This is a genomic window from Photorhabdus sp. CRCIA-P01 (genome assembly GCF_003545805.1).
GTDB classification, from domain to species: Bacteria; Pseudomonadota; Gammaproteobacteria; order Enterobacterales; family Enterobacteriaceae; genus Photorhabdus; species Photorhabdus antumapuensis.
The window spans coordinates 44,488-61,688 of record NZ_NMQR01000010.1; the positions used below are offsets into that span (position 1 = coordinate 44,488).

At 43.5% G+C, this 17,201-nt stretch carries 13 protein-coding genes; all 13 read left to right on the forward strand.

All coding sequences use genetic code 11. From position 1 onward, the window contains the following. The first annotated feature begins 10 nt into the window (after positions 1 to 10). On the forward strand, positions 11 to 1,405 hold the full coding sequence (locus D3222_RS08670; RefSeq protein WP_118985798.1) for a phage tail sheath family protein: 1,395 nt from the start codon (positions 11 to 13) through the stop codon (positions 1,403 to 1,405). A 54-nt stretch (positions 1,406 to 1,459) separates the two neighbouring features. Then, a complete protein-coding gene (locus D3222_RS08675; RefSeq protein WP_118985799.1) occupies positions 1,460 to 2,635 on the forward strand; it encodes a phage tail sheath family protein in 1,176 nt (391 codons plus the stop codon). A gap of 35 nt (positions 2,636 to 2,670) precedes the next feature. Next, positions 2,671 to 3,129: a phage tail protein gene (locus D3222_RS08680; RefSeq protein WP_118985800.1), complete on the forward strand. Its 459-nt coding sequence runs from the start codon at positions 2,671 to 2,673 to the stop codon at positions 3,127 to 3,129. Further along, positions 3,126 to 3,320, forward strand: coding sequence for a DUF5908 family protein (locus D3222_RS08685; protein WP_118985801.1), 195 nt, complete (start codon positions 3,126 to 3,128; stop codon positions 3,318 to 3,320). Before D3222_RS08680 ends, D3222_RS08685 begins: the two co-directional genes overlap by 4 nt. Then, positions 3,307 to 3,990, forward strand: coding sequence for a CIS tube protein (locus tag D3222_RS08690; RefSeq protein ID WP_118985802.1), 684 nt, complete (start codon positions 3,307 to 3,309; stop codon positions 3,988 to 3,990). Before D3222_RS08685 ends, D3222_RS08690 begins: the two co-directional genes overlap by 14 nt. Beyond that, a complete protein-coding gene (locus tag D3222_RS08695) occupies positions 3,987 to 5,588 on the forward strand; it encodes a phage baseplate assembly protein V (protein WP_118985803.1) in 1,602 nt (533 codons plus the stop codon). The genes D3222_RS08690 and D3222_RS08695 overlap by 4 nt, the downstream gene beginning before the upstream one ends. A 12-nt stretch (positions 5,589 to 5,600) precedes the next feature. Next, entirely contained in the window at positions 5,601 to 6,047 is a 447-nt protein-coding gene (locus D3222_RS08700; RefSeq protein WP_036848622.1) for a GPW/gp25 family protein, read from the forward strand. Beyond that, complete coding sequence (locus tag D3222_RS08705) at positions 6,044 to 6,460, forward strand: hypothetical protein (protein ID WP_118985804.1); 417 nt, start codon at positions 6,044 to 6,046, stop codon at positions 6,458 to 6,460. Before D3222_RS08700 ends, D3222_RS08705 begins: the two co-directional genes overlap by 4 nt. Positions 6,461 to 6,533: 73 nt before the next feature. Then, positions 6,534 to 9,242, forward strand: a complete 2,709-nt coding sequence (locus D3222_RS08710; protein WP_118985805.1) for a hypothetical protein — start codon at positions 6,534 to 6,536, stop codon at positions 9,240 to 9,242. Next, complete coding sequence (locus D3222_RS08715; RefSeq protein ID WP_118985806.1) at positions 9,235 to 12,114, forward strand: hypothetical protein; 2,880 nt, start codon at positions 9,235 to 9,237, stop codon at positions 12,112 to 12,114. The genes D3222_RS08710 and D3222_RS08715 overlap by 8 nt, the downstream gene beginning before the upstream one ends. A 110-nt stretch (positions 12,115 to 12,224) precedes the next feature. After that, positions 12,225 to 13,253 (forward strand): hypothetical protein, encoded by a 1,029-nt coding sequence (locus D3222_RS08720; RefSeq protein WP_118985807.1) that lies wholly within the window; start codon positions 12,225 to 12,227, stop codon positions 13,251 to 13,253. A 73-nt stretch (positions 13,254 to 13,326) separates the two neighbouring features. Then, positions 13,327 to 15,084, forward strand: a complete 1,758-nt coding sequence (locus D3222_RS08725) for a contractile injection system tape measure protein (protein ID WP_118985808.1) — start codon at positions 13,327 to 13,329, stop codon at positions 15,082 to 15,084. A 9-nt stretch (positions 15,085 to 15,093) separates the two neighbouring features. Beyond that, on the forward strand, positions 15,094 to 17,178 hold the full coding sequence (locus D3222_RS08730; RefSeq protein ID WP_118985809.1) for an ATP-binding protein: 2,085 nt from the start codon (positions 15,094 to 15,096) through the stop codon (positions 17,176 to 17,178). The last annotated feature ends 23 nt before the right edge of the window (positions 17,179 to 17,201 follow it).

Below are 17,201 nucleotides of genomic sequence, written 5' to 3' on the forward strand. Positions count from 1 at the left end.
GGGAGGCAGCATGCCAACAACACCGACCTATCCCGGCGTCTATATTGAAGAAGATGCGTCATTATCGCTCTCTATCAGCCACGGGAACACCGCAATCCCGGTTTTTATTGGCCGCTTCCAGCCTAAAGAAACCCGTGCAACCCTAAAAGCGATACGTGTGAGTAGCTGGCTGGATTTTACGAATCTATTTAATGTCGGTTGTATTACGTCAATCGCCATCACATCAACTAAACCAACACCACCGCCTCCCTCTCCTCCTTCCGGGAACGTTGAAAACGATACAGCGGTTGTTGCCACTACCGATATCGCTGTTAACGCGGGTGATACAAGCTCCGGTTACACTTACGCTGTAACTGTCGGTACCTACACAACAAGTAGTGATGCGGTAAAACTTTATTTTCAAAATGGCGGTGGACCTTGTTATATCCTGCCGGTTGCTAATCCCCAAGAAACTGCCACTTTGGCATTAATCCCTGAGTTAATTGAGCAAGCTCTGGAGATTACCTTAATCGTCTGCCCTGAACAGGATTCTTCCTACCAGAGTGCAATATATAGCAGCTTAACACCCACATTATTGAATACCGGCTATTTTCTGATTGCTGACAGCCAAACTAAAACCAGCATACCGGGCGTTAATGTGCAATCGCAAACCGCGACTTACTATCCGGCGGTGAAAGTCTCACAACTTATTTCAGTGGAAGATAGTCTGATTGCAGTTTCAGGTTATGAAGATGCAGCAACAAAACCCGATGCAATCAAAAATCTGGCGCAACTCAAACAGAAAAATCTCACTGTCTATCAACAAGCGGTTAAAGCAATACAGGACAAAATAGCCGCCAACGGCAACACTATTCCTGCCAGCGCAGTGATGGCGGGCGTGTATTGTGCCACTGATGGCAGCCGTGGCGTCTGGAAAGCACCGGCGAATGTCGTGCTAAGCGGAATTAGTGATGTCACTGAACGACTCAATGACGATCAACAAGGCACCATGAATCAGCAGGGCATCAATGCCATTCGCTACTTCAACCATCGGGGATTTGTGGTATGGGGCGCACGGACTCTACAAAATGATGACAACTGGCGCTACATTCCGGTACGGCGTCTCTTTAATAGCGCAGAGCGGGATATCAAACAAGCTATGCAATCCGTTGTCTTTGAACCCAACAGCCAGCCCACCTGGGAACGGGTGAAGTCAGCCATTGACAACTATCTCTATTCCTTATGGCAACAAGGGGCATTAGCCGGAAATAAACCACAAGAAGCCTATTTTGTTCAAATTGGTAAAGGTATCACCATGTCTGACGACGACATTAAACAAGGGAAAATGATTGTCAAAGTGGGCATGGCCGCAGTACGTCCGGCTGAATTTATTATCCTTCAGTTTTCACAAAATGTAGCACAGTAATCGTACTGAGACGCGGTTAAACACCGCGTCTATTCAGTCGTTAAGGAGACGATAATGGAAATAACACAGCCGAGCGTCACCGTCACAGAAAACATGATATCCCCAAAACAGAATGACACGTTTATCGGTATACCGGTTTTTATTGGTTATACCTCATCACCAGTCAATAAAACCGCTATCAAACTCAATAGCTTGGCCGATTTTACCCTGTCATTTAAACAGACGGGATTAATGTACTATTCCGTGCGCCACTTCTTTGAAAATGGCGGCCAACAAGCCTATGTGCTGTCATTGGGTACTGAGAAGCTATTAAGCGATTTTTCGTCATTGATCACCGCACTGCAACAAGCGTGGCTGACTCAAACGATTGCCGAGGAGAACGACATTACCCTGATTATCACCCCGGATGCTATCCGCTTTAATCAGATAAATATTTCCTATACCCAAAGAGATCTTTGGTTACAATTTTGGCAATCGGTGCTCAACCTTTGCAAGAGCCGACGCGGTATCATGGGATTATTGGATGCCCCAGACAATCCCACATTAGCCGCTGAGTGTTTAAAACGGTTTTCTTCCGCTGATCAACAATGGGGTGCCGTATACTGGCCGCTGCTAAAAAGCGCCTATCAGGATAAAACGCAAAACCCTATCGTACTTTCACCGACCGCCGCAGTAGCTGCCGTCATCCAGCGTAACGATAACCAACAAGGCGTATGGACTGCTCCGGCCAACATTGCGTTAGCCAAAGTGATCAGCCCGGTCCGTGCTTATATTGAAGCGAATGCCCTGTTTAACCCAGATGGCGCCTCGCTGAATCTGGTCCGTAGCTTTCCCGGTAAAGGCATTAGGATCTGGGGATGCCGAACCTTGGACAATACCCCCGGTTCCCTCTGGCGTTATATCCAGATCCGCCGTCTGGTTTCTTATATCGAAGCTCATATGACTCAACTAGGCCGGGCCTTCGTCTTTGAACCCAATAACGCCATCACCTGGATGAAGTTTAAAGGACAAGCTTATAACTGGCTGCGCCAGTTATGGTTAAACGGCGGGCTACGAGGAACCCAAGAAGATCAAGCGTTCAAGGTGTTATTGGGTGTGGGCGAATCAATGAGTGAAGCGGATATACAGGCCGGAAAAATGATCGTGAAAATCAGCCTCGCGGTCTTAATTCCAGCAGAATTTATTGAGCTCAGCCTGACATTCGATACCCGTACCGGTACCACCCGCTAAGTTAAACAGAAGCAAAAGTTAAACAGAGGCAAAACATGAACAACCTCTACACCCCGGCAGTGTCACATCGTTTTATCGCCAGTTTTCTTTTTAACAATATTCCCAGTCCACTCGATATCGCCTTTCAACGGATATCGGGCCTGAGCCGTGAGTTACAAACTAGCCAACACAGCCAAGGCGGGGAAAACGCCAGAAATACCTGGCTGGCCGAAAAAATCCAACATGGCAGTCTGGTGTTGGAGCGTGGCGTGATGACGGTGACGCCGCTGACGCTGGTGTTTGATCGCGTCCTGCGTGGCGAAAAAGCGGTCTATGCCGATGTCGTGATTATGTTACTGAATGAACATTCGTTACCCGTGGCAAGTTGGACATTAAGCAACGCGCTACCGGTGCGCTGGTCCACCGGCGACTTTGACGCCAATAGCAACACCGTTCTGGTGAACTCACTGGAGTTGCGTTATCAGGATATGCGCTGGTTAGGAGTAAAAGTATGACCGTCGAAATTAAAGAGCTGATTATTCAGGCCAAAGTGACTGATTCCGAACGTAATCCCGTCACACTTAATCCCATCACACCACAGACATTAGCTCAGGAGACGCTGGATAATGCCCGTCTGATCGAGATCGTCAAACGGGAAGTGTTAGAGGCGTTGCGTGAAACAGGAGGCTATTATGAGCTTAATTGAGCGCAGCCTGTCCAAACTCACCCTTACTGCTTTTAAAGACCGGGAAGGGAAAATCTCCGTAGGCAGCTTACAGGCGATGTATAACCCCGATGGGATTCAGCTCGATTATCAAACCCGCTACCAACAGGATGAAAGCATTAACAATGCCAGCCAAAGCAGCCGCTATGTGCTATCGCAACCCGCTGGTTTGACGTTAGTTCTGCTATTTGACGCGACCATGCCGGGCAACAATATCCCGGTGGAAACCCAATTAGCGACGCTGAAAGCCCTGTGTACAGTGGATGCCAGCACCAGCGTTCCCCACTTCCTCAAAATCAAATGGGGCAAAATGCGTTGGGAAAACAAAGGTTATTTCGCCTGCCGAGCCAGCGGTCTTGCCATTAATTACACCCTATTTGATCGTGATGCGACTCCATTGCGGGCTAACGCCACCTTATCCTTAGTCGCGGACGAAAGCTTTGTCATTCAAGCCACTGAGCAACAATTAAAATCACCGCCGATCACCGCAGTCAGCGTGACCGATATGCTCTCTCTGCCGTTAATCGCCTTAGGCGCCGGGGCTTCTCTGGCCGGCGGTATTGATTATCTCTCCCTCGCCTGGCAAAACGATTTGGATAATCTTGATGATTTCACCCCGGGACAAACGCTACAAGCACAGGGGGGCGCATGAAGATACCGGCGATAGAGATTAAAATAGCGGGAAAAACACTCAGCCAGTTTTCTGTCATTAGTCTGACCGTAAACCATCAAATCAACGGTATCCCCACAGCCAATATCACCCTTAGCGTAGCCGGTGACGCCAACGCGATTTTTACCGCTAAAGCGCAAGCTGAACTGGCAAGCTGTCGGCCTAATCAAGCACTGATCGTGCAACTGCAAAAAACCGTGTTGTTTAAGGGGATCATTGTTCGGCAAGCGCTTAAGTTCAAAGGTCAGGACAGTCTGGTTACCCTAACGGCGAAACATCCACTGCAAAAACTCACTGATAATTTCCATTCACAGCTATTCAGTCAACAAAGTGATGAAGCCATTATCAGAAAACTATTCAGTCAGGCAGGAATACCCGTCACGATAAAACAGGCACCTCAGCTTAAAACTGAGCATGAGCAAATGGTCCAGTTTCGCTGCCATGACTGGAAATTCTTAAAAAACCGACTGGCCGCGACCAATATCTGGTTATTACCCGGTAACGAAACGGTCACGCTGGTAACGCCAGAATCACTTAATCAATCAACCGTGCACACAATTAAACAACGTGCCAGCGATCAAGACATTGTGCTGTTTGAGGCGGATCTGCAATGGGATAACCGACACAGCCCCAAAATGGTGAGCATACAATCCTGGGATATCGCACAACAAAAACTGTCTCAGGCCACTCAGGCAAAAAGCAGCCGACTTGGCAGCGGTCAACTCGCGTTAGACAGTCTGGCAACTTTATCCGATCAGACGTGGCAATGGGTTTTTAGCTATCCGCAAGATAATGAACAAGCCAAATACCTTGCTCAAGGCATGATGAATAACCTACGTAGTCATAATGTCTCCGGCAATGTTGAAGTTGCAGGGAGTAGCCGCTATCAACCGGGGGATGTTCTGGCGTTAAGCGGCTTTGGTCAGGGAATGGATGGTAAAGGCGTTATCACCGGCGTTAGTCAAACCATCAATCAGCGGCAAGGCTGGCGCACCCGGCTAACGCTGGGCTTGTTGCCGGAGACAGAACCGGCGGTCCCGCAGGTTAGAGAGCTGCATGTGGGGATTGTGGAAAAATACCAACAGGACAAGCAGTCGCTGGACCGAATTCCGGTCAGGATACCGGCGTTAAGTTTAACCAACAGCGTGATTTTTGCCCGACTGGGTAAACCTTATGCCAGTCATGAAAGCGGGTTCTGTTTCTACCCGGAACCGGGGGATGAGGTGATTATCGGTTTCTTCGAATGCGATCCCCGCTTCCCTGTGATATTAGGCGCTATGCACAACCCGAAAAATAAAGCGCCAATAGCACCCAGTGAAAAAAATCCGATAAAAATGCTGGTTATTAAACAAGGGGATATTCAACAAGCATTAGTGCTTAATCATCAAGATAAAATTGCCGCCCTTAATAGCGGAAAACATGCATTATCACTGCAACAGGATAAAGATATCACGCTAGATTCAACGAAGAATCTCGTCATCAAAGCCCAAGAAATTAACCTACAGGCTGAAAAATCCCTGTCAGCCACTGGAAAGTCCGGCGTCGATATTAAAGGTGCGAAAATTAACTTAACACAATAATAGGACAGCAAAATGACAGACAACATATTAGCCGATATTTATGGCCGGGGTTGGGCTTTTCCGCCACAGTTTTTTATCCAAGAGAATATACAGTCAGAAATACCCACCGGGGTCCAAATGGCAGCCGGTGCGGAAAATGTTCGCCAAAGCATGAAAATTCTGTTTCTCACTGAACCCGGCGAAAGAATTATGCGTGAAGATTACGGTTGTGGCCTGAATGATTATCTGTTTGCCAATATCAATGATGCATTGATAGCAGAAATCCAAACTCGCATTGAAGAACGCGTACTGCGTTATGAACCGCGCGCGGAAATCACAGTGATTCAGGTCAATCAGAGAACGGACTTGCCAAACACCCTCCATGTTCAAGTGACTTACTCCCTGAGAGGCAGCGAAATCAACCAACAAATTGATGGCATCCTTGAAGTCAGCGAAGGCCAAGTGTGGGTGAACCTATGAGTAAACAACTGGTGGTGGATGGTGACAATCTGCTATTTGAACCGCTATTCGGCAACCGGCAAGTCACCCTGCTGGGACCGGCAACCATTAGAGGCAGCGGGCACGCCCAGATCCAAGGCAAAAAGATCGCCATTGTGGGTGACGAAAAAAAGGTCCAGTTTCAGGCGCAATATATTACCCCTAGCCACCCGATACCCGGTATGGGGATGATCACCATTGCTCAATTGGATGCCAGCCAGCAGGCAAACTTTTGTCGCAGCACCGCCACGGTGATCGTGGTCGGGCAGCAATTTACCGCCCGCTTCACCCCGACACAACCGGCGAATAATCCATCGAGTGGCCCGGATGTGACAACGCCAAGTATGGGAAAAGGTCGCTTTATTGCCAGCCAATATTTCGTCAGTGCCGGATAAATCCTCCCTTCAACCTTATTTTTAAATTCTGACAATTGATCAGGAATACATTCAAATAATAGGTGGTGTCAATATGGGACAGGCCGAGTTAGATAATAAACTCTCCGCTATCGTGCCAAATACTGCTTTTAAACTTGATGAAAGAAGTACGCTGGATATTTTAAACTGGCTTAAAAAATACGCCGCAATCATCCCTTTCGATCAAGATAAAAAACAGTTTTGGGACAATTTTTACTTTATTCAGAAAAATAATCCTCAGCAATTAGCCGATATTTACCAAAATGTTAATCAAGCCAATGGCCTTTTACCGCCACATCAGGCGTTTATATTGGCTTTTTTAAAACTGTTAGAAACAACCAAACGCTTATTAAACACTTTCCCGGCACGACACCGTGATCTTTATTATCGAGAATTACTGGGACTAAACCCCAAAAACGCCCAAGCGGATAGCGTTGCCATCAGCGTTACCCTGAATACGGATAACGCAGAATTTCTGGTCGCACAAGGCACGCTGTTTGATGCCGGGCAAGATGGCGCCGGTAATTCGTTACAGTATGCGTCAGACGCGGATTTATTGGCGAATCAAGGGGCACTGACCGACCTGCGTTGGCACCGAAAAGATGGCAACAATGGCTGGCAATCGGCAATCCCCTTTAGCCTTTCGGATAACATGGCATTACCCGAAAACGGCATTCAACTTTTTAGCCAGACAGCCAATGATGTGGCGGTTCTATCCGGTTATCTGATTACCTCATCTCTATTTGCTATGTCCACAGGAGAACGTCATATCACCTTGACGCTGGAAAACGATTGGGAAGGTCAAGCTGAACACCTCACCGCTAAAATCAGTGCAGAAGATCACTGGTTATCGTTGTCGGTAAAACTTATCGACAAAAAGAATATTGAACTGGGATTATCATCCACGGCTGATCCTATCAGCCCGCCAGATAACCTTGATGGCATCACATTCGACGTCCCGGTATTAAAATTAGGCACTACTCAGCAACCTACGTTGCCCAAAATTACCGGTATTGCAATCAAGATTAACGGCAACCGCAGTGTGCGCTATACCTCCGATGGCGGAACTGAACAAACAGATAAAACCAGTTTCCCCTTTGGTCAATTTCCCTCGTTGGGTTCCGGCTTTAATCTGGTTGCCCCTGAATGGTATGGTTCTGAAAACGCGACGCTTACCCTGATTCCGCAATGGGTTGGCTTGCCCAAAGTGAACTTTTCAACATGGTATGAAAAGTATGATCCCAAACCCGGCAACAATGGCGTGTTTAAAGTACAGGGTTATTTAGTCACTCCACAGGGAAGAAAGGCGCTCAATGCAACCCAGTCATTATTTGGCGGAACCGATGTACCTCAAGGGCAAAGCCTGAGTTTTACCTTACCGGCAATGGACTACGCTGTGACTGACAGCCCATCACCTAATGACTGGCCGGCATCAGTGCGCATAGAATTGGTTGACCAAGATTTTATGCACACCCAATACTGGCAAGATCCGACTGGTAAAAATTTACCCTACACCCCACAAATCAGTGCGTTGCAAATCGCATTCAGCGCTAAAGTCAAAACGGAGCAATATACCGTTTATCCTCTCACTCCTTTTGGTTGGGGAAACGCGAACGCTGAAACGCCTTCATTCGCCAATGACGCACTCTATTTGGGCTTCACTAACGTGTCACCGGGACAAACCTTATCCCTATACTGGCAATTAGTCGGTGTTCAAGAACTTACGCTATTTTGGTCTTATCTGAATCAACAAAACAGCTGGCAGCCATTAAATCAACTGGTTCACGATCAAACTCACAACCTGTTTGACCGGGGGATATGGAGTACGTTATTGCCACAAGACGCATCAAATCAGGCAACCTTAATGCCGTCAGGACGATACTGGTTGAAAGCAGAGATCTCTCAACAAACCGCCCCTGAGAATTACCCCAAAATGCAAGGCATACTGTATAACGCCACCACCGCTACATTAATCAACCCAGAAACTGTTGAAAATGATCACTTTATCGATGGATTAGCCGCCGATAGCATCAAGCAAACCGTCAGCGCGTCCGTCGCCATTCGCCGTGTGACGCAACCTTGGGCATCCTGGAATGGTCGTCCGAAAGAAACAGAATCCGCTTTTCTTACGCGAATTCCGCCCCGGTTGTCCCATCGTAACCGTGCTTTAAGTTGGGATAATATCGTTACGCTACTGAAAGAGAATTTTATCAGCATATTTGATGTCAAATACCCTTCCGCCAATGAATTAACCAAAATCCCGGCTCCTGAAACGCAACAACTGATTGTGATCCCTAACAGCCGTTACAAAGATAACGACGATGCGCTACGCCCAATCCTGAATCCGGCCCGACTGGCGGAAATGGCCGACTGGATAAGCCAACTCAGCAGTCCCTGGACCACCCTCAAAATCGACAATCCCACCTACGTTGATGTGCTGATCAGCTATCAACTGGTATTTGTCGCAGGGATTAATCCCGACTATGGCCGCCATCAGTTACAGCAGGAACTCAGCCGAAAATATATGCCGTGGGCAGAAGATAGCGCTATCGGCGTCACAACCGGCAACCGCATTGATTACTACCCGTTATTAGCCACCATTCAACAGTCGCCTTTAGTTGAACGAGTCACTAACTTAACGTTGAAAAAATCACCCCAAACCGCAGAAGCAATCGGTGACAGTGTAGAAGCCGCTGATAATGAAGTACTGATTTTGGTTTGGTCAGAAAAGAGTTCCGCTAATAAAGGAGCAGACCATGGATAATCAGGATGCCCTGTTTCCCATCATTAAAGACGATATCGCCTTTGAAACCTTACTCACTCAAGCCAAGACGGTAGTTGAGCAACAGTCTGGGCAACGCTGGAGCAATACAGCAGAAAATGATCCCGGTATCACTTTATTAGAAGCCGGTTGTTACGGTGCCTCTGATCTCGCCTACCGCCATTCGCTCCCCCTGCGTGATCTGCTGACCCCCGAAAAACAAGAACAGACACCGGACGATGGCATTTTTCCACAGGAATTCGGCCCGCAACAAATGCTGACCTGTGGCCCAATTACTGCGGAAGATTATCGCCGCACCTTACTGGATTTACATAGCAGCGATAACATTAACGACAAAAGCACAGGTTATTTTTTCTTTAACGATGTACAACTAGTTCGTGAACCTGAAAATGAACGTTATCAGTACTGGTATAACAAACAGAAACGTGAATACAGTTTCATTCAGACGCCAGACAGCCAACAGTTAACGCTGAGAGGCAATTACTGGCTTTATCTACTCCCTGGCCGGGAAACTGAGGCCGATAAGGTACTGGCGCAGCAAAGTCTGGCGACTTTCTTAAAAAACAACCGTAATCTGGGGGAATCCGTCAGTAAAATTATCTGGCTACAACCCACGGATTTCCTGTTGCAGCTTGCTATTGAACTGGATGATGATGTGAGAGATATTGCTGACATCTTCGCCAAAGTCTATATGACAACCGCACAGACGGTACTGACAACACCATTACGTTATACCACTCAAGCCATGAAAGAATTAGGCTACAGCAATGAAGAAATATTCGCGGGACCTTATTTACATCACGGCTGGATACCTGAACTCCCTGCGGCCAAAGATTACACCACGGCGACAGAATTAAAGCTCAGCCATCTGGCTAATCGTTTATTGGCTATTCCCGGAGTACAAAGTATTACCCGATTGGCATTAGGCAAACACGATGAAAACATTTCTCCGCTGGCGGACGATAATTGGTCCTGGACCATCGCTCAAAGATATTATCCCAGGCTATGGGGCAGTGATCCCTTAAGCTTAATTTCCTCGCCAGCAAGCCCGCTCATTATTACCGCCAAAGGCGGCGTAAAAGTTGCCGTATCTAAACAAGACATAGAGAACAAAATTACTCTTGCACCATTAATTCAGACACAGCCTGAATTATTAAACTGGGGCAAACATCGTAAAGTCCTGGACTATTATCCGATCAGCAATAAATTACCCGCTTGCTATGGATTACAAACCTACGCCGAGACTCAACAACAAATACACTTGCACCAATTTATGTTGCCTTTTGAACAGATGCTGGCTAATGGCTGCGCCGAACTCGCTATTTTGCCGAAACTGTTAGCCTTTAAACAACGGGGAAATGCAGTATATGGCACCCAATGGCCTTTTAAAGCCAATACAGTTAATAATCAAGTCCATCAAAATATAAAATCTGATTTGATGGAAAAATTAAACAATGATTCCCAAATTAATAATAATGACGGTATCCATCCGCAAAATTATGCAAAAGAATTATCAATCCTGAATGACTTATTGGAATATTTTGGCACTCATCGCGCGGCCAGACCACTCACTCTGGATTCATTGGATTTTCTCTCTACTCAGCGCGGTTATTTGGCTCAACAACCTGAATTGACCTACCAGCGTAATAATATTCGTATTGATAAAGTGTCAGCGCTGCAAAAACGGATTGCCGCCCGTATTGGCTTAGGTGGAGAGTGTTTTAAAGACAACCCCAACTTGGCTAATTTGCCTTTCTATCTGATTGAACATCGTCAACTATTACCGGTAAAACCTGACAAAAAATTCGACAGTGAGCAAAAGCCCGATAATCTGGAAATAAAAAGTGACCCCAATGCTAAAAATCATCAATTAATCATTACCCAGAAAGGAGCAGCGGACCAATTATTGCACGGGCAGGTCATTAATCTGATTACTATTGAGGGCGACAGAAAATTCACATTACGGGGCCAAATGATCACCGATATTACCGGAGACGCCTTCTCTCTTAACACCCGTAATAGTACTGATCTAGAGCGTAATCTAGACCGCGTGAAAACCGCGTTTGAACAAGGTAATTTACGCTGGTGTAATAGCCCTGTATGGATGGAAGATATGGATTATCAACTGGTTTATGCCAGTGAGACATATCAAACGGGAACAGAAGACGAACGTTGGATCACCTCCAGCCCCCAAAGCCCCTTCCCTGCTATGATCGAAGTAAAGGATGAAGTCACGCTGAAATATGTTATTACCCCCGATGGACCGCCGACAGCAATATTAGCTCATAGTGATTCTCCCGCCAATTATGAACTTAAAGCACAAGTCGTAGAATTTGATCGCATTAAGGGCCGAATATTACTTAAAAAAATATCAAGTCAACAATATAACTTCCCGAAATCAGAAGACGCATGGCGCTATCATTGGTATTTTTCCAATGAAAAATACGCGTTGGCTGATCGTTTTTCATTTATAGTCAGTGTAGTGATTAATCGTCAGCTTATTGAGAATGATAAGGTCGATCCTTATAAACTGGAGGCGTGGGTAAAAACGGAGATCCTAGCTGAATTTCCAGCCCATCTTTCCATGATTTTCCACTGGCTATCACCAGAGCAATTCAAGAATTTTGCTAATACTTATAAGCGTTGGCAAAATAATGGCGCGCCTCTAGGTGATGAAGCCTATAATATTTTAGAAACGCTAACGCTAGGGCGTTTACCTTCAGCAGCAACCGGTACAGGTAATATGAGAATCGCCACCGAACAGCAACGAATAGAAGTCATTGGGGGATCAGGAACCGAATGGAACGAAAAGGTAATAGAAGATAATCAGTTATTATATGTACCGAAAATTTAAGCTAATATTCAATCTAAATAAAATATCCTCCGATTACTCTCCTATGATCAGGAAATATTTACAGGATATTTAAAACAGAATAATTCAATATTATATATAAGGTCACTAAAATGGAAAAAGAACATAACCTGCCTACTGCGCAATCTAATACAGAAAATACCCATCCTGAATCAATAGGGCCTTCATCAGATGAATTAAAGAATCGTTTTAAAGCGGGAAGTATTCCCCTACAAACTGACTATTCTGATCTAATTGATATTGCTGATATCGGTCGCCGGGCAATGGGAAAAGCACCGGATCAAACAGATAATCCAAATTCAGCGCTAGAACTGGATAATAGCTCTGGGCTGAAAGTAAAAACTCACCCTACTGGCAGCTTAAAGGCAGATAAAGATGGATTAAGTGTAAAACTTAAGGATAAAAGCTTACTGACTGATGCTAATGGATTAGCGGTAAATAGCGGCAGGGGATTATGGCTTAATAACGATAAACTTGAAGTGAATAATCGTGATGGTATTGAAATCGTTGACGAAGGTGTAAAAGTTAAAGCAGGTAACGGTATTAACGTTGATAGTAATGGTGTCGCTGTAAAAGCCAAAGATAACACAATTAACGTTGATCCTACCGGGATATCCGTAAGACTTGGTTGGGGAGTAGAAAAAGGTGATGGATTAAATGCTAAGGGTGCCTCTGGTATTCACGTTGATTGGAAGGGTATACATGTAACTCCAGATACCACTACTGGTATTATGGTAACGGAAGAAAAAGGAGTGGGTATTTATTTCGGCGATGGACTGCAATGTGATCCTCCAAGCTATAGATTTCGTGTTAAAGCCGGTAATGGCATTAATGTAGACCAAAATGGTGTAAATGTTGATCTTAAATCAATTGTATCAGCACTCTCAGACCTAATTATCCCACCAGGAACAATTGTGCCATTTTATAGTGATGGTGATTTACCTAATGGCTGGGTATGGTGTGATGGGAATAATGGAACACCTAATTTAAATAACCCAAGAGGAGGTGCTATTAATTTAGTCTCAGGTTGGAGTAACAGGACATTTGTTTCTTTTAACTTAAATGTAGGAAATTATTTAGAAATAAATGCGAATTATATGAGATATATCATGAAAAATTAATCAGGATAATATGATTCATATATAAATATATTTATATTTTCATACCTATCAATTAAAAATTGAGATATTAAATATGACTTTGGAGCCAAATCTATTAAACCGGATTAGCATTACTATCGAGGCTAATAATTCACAGGTAGCTAAAAAGGTATTGCATGGCTCCCTGCTTAATCAAACTGATATCAATAAGTTATTTAACACATTCTTTACTCAACATCCCATTAATCAGGATATCTATTTAGAAACATTAACTCTGGATCTTGGTGAAATAAATTTACATAATTTTAATTCAATATTCCCTGTAAGGCTTAATACTGCGTTAAATAAAGCATTAAGCCAATATCAAATTAATAATCAGGAGAAAAAAACATCCCTAAGACAATCAACACCACAGGAAATAACCAACAAACCTTCTTTATTACATGTCAATAATTCAATTAATATTGAAGACTTCATTCATTATTTAAATAAAAAGAATTCCGCATTCAATTCAATAGAGATTAAAACTTATCATCAAAATATTGACATCAATATCCAACAATTAGTTAATCAATTATCTGGAATAGAAGATAAATGGGTTTTGCTTTTAGCAAAAAACTGTTTATCTGAACCAAGTCTACAACGGTTATTAATGCTCAAACAACCCACTTTATTAAGCTCTATTAACCACAGACTATCCGAAAGGATAAACAGATCACAATACTTTGGGGAGCCTGTCTCCCCCGGACAATTGATACTCAATGCGTTGCAATATATACAGCTAAATCATACACAGGAGATACCTAAACTGGATGTGAAAGTGCTATCACATCTCACCACTGAATTAGATAATGGTATACTTAATGCAGCATCTACTATTCCGTTATTTCGCCAAATTATCACTCGCAATATTCCATTGAATAATTGGTTAAAACAGTTATGGCAAACTATTACTGTTGCAACATTCAGTAAAAAACACCTATCGGCTAAAGAATATCAATATTTATCCGAGCGTTTCATTTCAAATCATACGGATAAAGATATACTCGGTAAGAAATCAATTATTACTCATCATGACAACATTAATACTCAGGAAGATCAATGTTTACCTGAGCATTTTATTTCAAATCATGCAGATAAAGATAAATCCAGCAAGAAATTAGCCGTAAATCATGTTGATATTAAACATGTTCATAGATATAAATATTCAACAAATCAGGAGGTAATATCAGAAAACCAGAAAATATTACCAACATCGAATAACTCGCATATTACAGGAAATAACGCTAACCAATTACATAATATCAATAAAACACATTCTGAATACGCTTTATTGCCTAAACAAACTCTTCTATATCAGATAAATAATGCTGGAATATTAGTTTTATGGCCGATGCTGCCTGCATTATTTAATCAATTCGGCCTACTTGATGATAAAATATTTATTCATCGTCAAGCACAATTAAGTGCAATTAATTCCCTTAACTATCTGATTTGGGGAAACGAAGAAATACAGACAGAGCAAAATATATTGAATAACGTTCTGTGTGGATTAATGGTTGATGAAATGATTGAATTAGCCCCATTTGAACCCGAAAAACAATTGATCATAGATCAATGGCTAAACGCTATTATCAGCCAACTTCCCGGCTGGAAAAAATTAAGCCGCAATGACGTTCGCCAACTGTTTTTACAACGGCCCGGTGAATTGTTGATAAATGAGCAGGAAATCAAAATTACGGTAGAGCATCAGCCGTTTGATGTGCTATTAGCCGATTGGCCTTGGCCATTAAATATCGCCAAGCTTCCTTGGTTGGATCATCCTTTAAAGATTGACTGGAAAAATATTTAGAAGGTTTATATGGACTACCTACTAACAAATAACCCTTGTAACGTGGCTGAATTACGCTGGATTTATCCCCATTTGGAACGTATCGATATGCTATTACAGCAATACTATTATCAAAAGGGGAACCAATATGACTCATTACCGGAAAGTTTTTTACTGACCGAAGAGGAAGTAGAACAGAGTTTAATATCACCGCAAGGTATACCTCATTGGCTGGCAAAAACGAATAATCCTATGCGCCATCCAGAAATCGAGGAAAGCCCTGCCCTTGATGCGTTATCATTATTGGTCGAACGTTTTGAACTGACTGAATTTGAGCGTGATATTTTATTATTAGGTTTATTACCCCATTTCGATAGCCGTTACCATGCATTATTTGCCGCTCTAAATGGTAGCAGTAAAAAACAGTGGCCTAGCTTCGCTTTAGCCATTGAATTATTTAGCCAACGTCAAAGTGAGCGGCAATTACTGCAAAACAGCTTGTTACCGCAAACACCGTTAATCAGTAACCATTTATTACGGCTTAATAATCACGAAGAATCTATCTGGTTACAAACACAATTTTTAACCCACAACGCAATCTGGCATTTTTTATCGGGACAACGAACACTTTTACCCCCCCTAATAACCTGTGCTAACTGGCGTATTCCAGCCTCATATAATGGGTATCCACAAACTCTTTATCATGCATTTGAAAAGATATTATTAAATGAAACCAATGAAATACGTCCATTGGTCATACTCAGAGGAAAAGAAGGCAGCGCCAGAGAATTAGCAGTCAGTAATATCATGGGATCTCATGGTATTCATACCTTAACGCTCGATTTAGCCCACCTGACCGATGAAGAAAACACAACCCTAATATCCAACCTGCTCGCAGACGCAATACGAGAAACCCGGCTACATAACGCTTGTTTATTAATTCGCAATTTTTCTTTGCTTACAGAGGCAAAGAAAACATTACACCACGATTTATCTATTTTTCTGCATCAGCCAAAATTACGCGTAGTTTGCTTGGTAGAACCGGGAGATGCATTAGTCTGGATTAAGCATCTACCAATGGTGCAAATTAATATGCCCATTGCGACACTAGCGGATAAAGAAACTTTGCTGAAAGCAAGCTTACCGGAGAATATCACTCAAAAAATTAATATTACTCAGCTATGTCAGCGTTTTTCATTTACCGCGGAAACATTACCACTCATTCTTGCAGAAGCTTATCAATATCAAATGGTGCGACAACCCGAAGGCCAATTGGAAGAAACCGATCTGCGTCAAGCATTAAGTTTCCGCGCCCAACAGAATTTCGGCAAATTAGCTCAACGAATCACGCCAAAACGCAATTTTAATGATTTAGTGATTTCAGATACATTGGCACAACAGTTAAAAGAAATCATTGCGGCCATTCATTACCGTGACCAAATTCTAAGCGCTGGGTTTCAGGAAAAAATCAGCTACGGTACCGGTATTAGCGCCCTATTTTACGGAGAATCAGGTACCGGCAAAACCATGGCTGCCGAGGTAATTGCCGGTCATCTTGGCGTGGATTTAATTAAAGTGGATCTTTCTACCGTGGTGAATAAATACATCGGTGAAACGGAAAAAAATATCTCCCGTATTTTTGATCTGGCCGAAGCGGATTCCGGGGTGCTATTTTTCGATGAAGCCGATGCTTTATTTGGCAAACGCAGTGAAACCAAAGATGCCCAAGACAGACACGCTAATATTGAAGTTTCTTATTTATTACAACGGCTGGAGGATTATCCAGGGTTAGTCATTTTAGCCACCAATAACCGCAGCCATTTGGACAGCGCGTTTAACCGTCGCTTTACCTTTATTACCCGTTTTACTTATCCGGATGAAGCATTACGCAACAAAATGTGGCAAAAAATTTGGCCTGAACAGCTGATATTATCCGACGAAATTGATTTTGAACATCTGGCTAAACGGTCTGATTTAACCGGAGCAAACATTAGAAATATCGCTTTATTATCATCCATATTAGCCGAAAATGATAAGATTGGACAGATTGAAAATAAACATATAGAACGGGCCGTGATACTTGAATTAAATAAAACGGGCCGCTTGGTATTTTAAAAATTAAGTAGAATTGGAGTCAA

Coding starts and splice junctions, on each gene's coding strand:
- D3222_RS08670 (WP_118985798.1), top strand. CDS start 11: ATGCCAACAACACCGACCTATCCCGGCGTCTATATTGAAGAAGATGCG.
- D3222_RS08675 (WP_118985799.1), top strand. CDS start 1,460: ATGGAAATAACACAGCCGAGCGTCACCGTCACAGAAAACATGATATCC.
- D3222_RS08680 (WP_118985800.1), top strand. CDS start 2,671: ATGAACAACCTCTACACCCCGGCAGTGTCACATCGTTTTATCGCCAGT.
- D3222_RS08685 (WP_118985801.1), top strand. CDS start 3,126: ATGACCGTCGAAATTAAAGAGCTGATTATTCAGGCCAAAGTGACTGAT.
- D3222_RS08690 (WP_118985802.1), top strand. CDS start 3,307: ATGAGCTTAATTGAGCGCAGCCTGTCCAAACTCACCCTTACTGCTTTT.
- D3222_RS08695 (WP_118985803.1), top strand. CDS start 3,987: ATGAAGATACCGGCGATAGAGATTAAAATAGCGGGAAAAACACTCAGC.
- D3222_RS08700 (WP_036848622.1), top strand. CDS start 5,601: ATGACAGACAACATATTAGCCGATATTTATGGCCGGGGTTGGGCTTTT.
- D3222_RS08705 (WP_118985804.1), top strand. CDS start 6,044: ATGAGTAAACAACTGGTGGTGGATGGTGACAATCTGCTATTTGAACCG.
- D3222_RS08710 (WP_118985805.1), top strand. CDS start 6,534: ATGGGACAGGCCGAGTTAGATAATAAACTCTCCGCTATCGTGCCAAAT.
- D3222_RS08715 (WP_118985806.1), top strand. CDS start 9,235: ATGGATAATCAGGATGCCCTGTTTCCCATCATTAAAGACGATATCGCC.
- D3222_RS08720 (WP_118985807.1), top strand. CDS start 12,225: ATGGAAAAAGAACATAACCTGCCTACTGCGCAATCTAATACAGAAAAT.
- D3222_RS08725 (WP_118985808.1), top strand. CDS start 13,327: ATGACTTTGGAGCCAAATCTATTAAACCGGATTAGCATTACTATCGAG.
- D3222_RS08730 (WP_118985809.1), top strand. CDS start 15,094: ATGGACTACCTACTAACAAATAACCCTTGTAACGTGGCTGAATTACGC.